We start from the raw sequence: 3,185 nt of genomic DNA, 5'->3' as shown, positions 1-3,185 counted from the left end.
CCCCGCGATAGGGCCGGCACTGCCAATCAAAACCTCAAAGCCTCGCCCTGCCAGGAGTCACCATGGACCCCCGCTTGAACGCCTTCCTCGAACGTGCCGAATCTGTCCTCGCCCGTCTCGAACCGCTGCTGCCGGCGCCCCGCCCGCAGATCGACTGGAATACTACCCTGGCCGCGCGCTGGCAGCGCGATGGCCGCAGCGGCTACCTGATGCCGCTGCACGTCAGCCTGGATATCCGCCTGAGCGACTTGATCGGCGTCGACAAACAACGCGATCAGCTGGGCCGCAACACCCATCAGTTCATCAACGGCCTGCCGGCCAACCACGCGTTGCTGTGGGGTTCGCGTGGCACAGGCAAGTCATCGCTGGTGCGCGCCTTGCTGGCCGAACATGCCGATGCCGGGCTGCGCCTGATCGAGATCGAACGCGATCACCTGGCCGACTTGCCGCGGGTGGTCGAGCAGCTGCAAAAGCTTGAGCAGCGCTTCATCCTGTTCTGCGACGACCTCTCGTTCGAAGCCGGGGAGGGCGACTACCGGGTACTCAAGAGCGTGCTCGATGGCTCGCTGGAGCAGGCGCCGGACAATGTCTTGCTGTACGCCACCTCCAACCGTCGCCACCTGGTGCCGGAGAAGCAGAGCGACAACGAAAACTGGAAGATGGTCGACGGCGAGCTGCATCCCAATGAAGCAGTAGAAGACAAGATCGCGTTGTCCGACCGCTTCGGCCTGTGGCTGTCGTTCTACCCCTTCACCCAAGAACACTTCCTCAACGTGGTCGAACACTGGATCGGCCAGTTGGCCAGCGCCGCTGGGCTTGACTGGCAGCGTGACGAGGCGCTGGAAATACTCGCCGTGCGCTGGGCAACCGGGCGCGGTAACCGAAATGGCCGTTGTGCCTATCAGTTCGCCCGCTACTGGGTCGGGCTGCAATTGCTGGAGCAGAAATAAATGATCGACCTCAATGCCAGTGGCGCAGGCCTAAACGGCTATGACTTGCTGGCTGCGCAAGTGCAGGCACTGTTCGCCGACGAGCGCGACTTCATCGCCAACGCCGCGCAGTTCTCGGCTTTTCTCTATAGCCAGTTGGATGACCTGAACTGGGCGGGCTTGTATATCAATCGCAACGAGGAGCTGGTGCTCGGCCCGTTCCAGGGGCAAGTGGCCTGCGTGCGTATTCCGTTCAGCAAGGGCGTGTGCGGGGCAGCGGCGGCGACCCGGCAGACTCAGCGGGTGGAAGATGTGCATGCCTTCCCTGGGCATATCGCCTGTGACAGTGCGTCCAACAGCGAATTGGTGATTCCCTTGGTCAAGGAGGGCAGGCTGATTGGGGTGCTCGATCTGGATAGCCCGAAGCTTGCGCGGTTCAGTGAGGCCGATCAGCAAGGGTTGGAAAAGTTGGCGGCGATCTTTCTTAAACTGACCGACTGCTGATGACAAAGGGGCCTGACAAGGCCCCTTTTTGGATCAATCGTAGATGACTTTTTTCTTCCAGGTCTCATCTTCATCAGTCTTGAGCCCCGCCGTCAGCTCATTCTGATCATTCTCCGCCGGCTCCATCTGATCGAGCACCATCGCGTTGGCCCGTGCCAGCAGCTTCTCCAGATAGGTCAGCTGCTCTTCATACTGTTTAGGCTCAGGCTGCTTGCGTAGGTACTGCACACCTCGCTCGAATGCCAACCGCGCATGCCCAGGCTGATTCTGCTGCAGCGCCTGCTGCCCCAGGTTGTTGAAGAACTCGATATGCAGCAACACCAGGATATGGCGGATTTCCTTGACCCAGTACTTGCCCTCATTGGTCGCCAGGAAGCCTTCCTGGGTGGCGCGCACGATCTGGTTATGCAGCGCTTCGAGCAAGAAACGTACATCCTTGGCCTTGACCTCGGTTTGAATCGGGCTGGGTGGATTGTTCACGGGCAGCTTGTCGCCCTGGGCAACCAAACCTTCAAGTTCAGCCAGGCGGCCCTTGAGGTCACCGTTGTGCTTGTCCACCGCCAACTGACGTTGGGTGACGTTCAGTTCCAGGCGAGTCATCAGCAGCTTGAGGGCAGGGGTCATCAGCTGGCCGGGGAAGGTTTCGTTGATTTCCCCGCAGCGGCGCGCGCGTTCGGCCAGCTCGATCTTCAGCCGGGCACGCTCAAGCTTATTGTTCTCGACCACATTATTGAGGTAGCCGATCACGATCAGTAACGCGATACCGGCCACGATGAGCAGGGTGATCAGAAGTGGTGTCACCGTTAACGCCTCATGAAGAAGTTTTGCAGCATTGAGTGTAGTGAGTTCGCCAACGGGCGAACAGTGCAGCCTGGCGAACTGAACCGCGCCGCTTTTCTTCGCGGGCGAGCCCGCTCCCACCCGGCTTGCGCCAAACCCTGTAGGAGCGGGCTTGCCCGCGAAAAGGCCGGTGCAGTTGGCGCACTCTATGTGTCGGCCCATTTCTCGATTTCTCAAGGTAGTGGCACTTTGCTGCGAGCTTGCCGGGCCGTCGTCAGAAAATCAACGCCAATAGCCAGACACATCCTGCGCGCAGCGGTGACAACTAGGGAAGTCATTGATTTAAATAAATTTATACAAAGGGGTTGACGGCTTTCCATCCCGTCCCTAGAATGCGCGCCACTTGCAGCGTAAAGCACACAGCGATACGCCGTAGGGAGTGAAAGCAGGCAGTAATGCCAGCAGCGTGTCCCCTTCGTCTAGTGGCCTAGGACACCGCCCTTTCACGGCGGTAACAGGGGTTCGAGTCCCCTAGGGGACGCCATATTGCGGGAATAGCTCAGTTGGTAGAGCACGACCTTGCCAAGGTCGGGGTCGCGAGTTCGAGTCTCGTTTCCCGCTCCAGTTTCTCCGGCACTGCTTAACGGCGGGGCAGGAAAAGAAAGTCCAGGTTGAATCGTGAGGTTCAGTATCTGGCGCACTGAAAAGTGTTGTGTGTCCCCTTCGTCTAGTGGCCTAGGACACCGCCCTTTCACGGCGGTAACAGGGGTTCGAGTCCCCTAGGGGACGCCATTTGCGGGAATAGCTCAGTTGGTAGAGCACGACCTTGCCAAGGTCGGGGTCGCGAGTTCGAGTCTCGTTTCCCGCTCCAGTTTAAAAGCTGTGGCGTTCATTGACGGTACAGGGTGGTGAAGGGTGTAATGCCGCTTCACGCCATAGCGGTAAAGCTTCACATTGCGGGAATAGCTCAGT

At 59.2% G+C, this 3,185-nt stretch carries 3 protein-coding genes and 4 tRNA genes; 6 read left to right on the top strand and 1 reads right to left on the bottom strand.

The window, feature by feature from the left end; translation table 11 throughout:
* Positions 1 to 62 precede the first annotated feature (62 nt).
* Both ACF8K2_RS01975 and ACF8K2_RS01970 read left to right on the top strand, forming a co-directional pair.
* A complete protein-coding gene (locus ACF8K2_RS01975; RefSeq protein WP_392463265.1) occupies positions 63 to 950 on the top strand; it encodes an ATP-binding protein in 888 nt (295 codons plus the stop codon).
* Complete coding sequence (locus ACF8K2_RS01970) at positions 951 to 1,433, top strand: GAF domain-containing protein (protein ID WP_392463263.1); 483 nt, start codon at positions 951 to 953, stop codon at positions 1,431 to 1,433.
* 33 nt (positions 1,434 to 1,466) lie between these two features.
* Here the strand turns inward: ACF8K2_RS01970 and ACF8K2_RS01965 are convergent, their stop codons facing one another.
* Positions 1,467 to 2,234: a hypothetical protein gene (locus tag ACF8K2_RS01965; protein ID WP_186557668.1), complete on the bottom strand. Its 768-nt coding sequence runs from the start codon at positions 2,232 to 2,234 to the stop codon at positions 1,467 to 1,469.
* Positions 2,235 to 2,681: 447 nt separating this feature from the next.
* On the opposite strand from ACF8K2_RS01965, the gene ACF8K2_RS01960 reads away from it, so the two are divergent.
* The 4 genes from ACF8K2_RS01960 to ACF8K2_RS01945 all read left to right on the top strand — a co-directional run bounded on the left by ACF8K2_RS01960 (position 2,682) and on the right by ACF8K2_RS01945 (position 3,084).
* A tRNA-Glu gene (locus ACF8K2_RS01960) sits at positions 2,682 to 2,757 on the top strand.
* 4 nt (positions 2,758 to 2,761) lie between these two features.
* Positions 2,762 to 2,837 (top strand) — tRNA-Gly (locus ACF8K2_RS01955).
* 92 nt (positions 2,838 to 2,929) lie between these two features.
* A tRNA-Glu gene (locus ACF8K2_RS01950) sits at positions 2,930 to 3,005 on the top strand.
* Between the two features lie 3 nt (positions 3,006 to 3,008).
* Positions 3,009 to 3,084, top strand: a tRNA-Gly gene (locus tag ACF8K2_RS01945).
* Positions 3,085 to 3,185: the final 101 nt, after the last annotated feature.

Source organism: Pseudomonas sp. xss_2, assembly GCF_043104195.1.
Taxonomy (GTDB): Bacteria; Pseudomonadota; Gammaproteobacteria; order Pseudomonadales; family Pseudomonadaceae; genus Aquipseudomonas; species Aquipseudomonas urmiensis.
The sequence above is the reverse complement of the archived record's forward strand: the minus strand, read 5'-3'. Positions and strand labels throughout refer to the sequence as shown.

Excerpts from the sequence above, each read along its gene's own strand:
- ACF8K2_RS01975 (WP_392463265.1), top strand. The coding sequence starts at position 63 with ATGGACCCCCGCTTGAACGCCTTCCTCGAACGTGCCGAATCTGTCCTC.
- ACF8K2_RS01970 (WP_392463263.1), top strand. The coding sequence starts at position 951 with ATGATCGACCTCAATGCCAGTGGCGCAGGCCTAAACGGCTATGACTTG.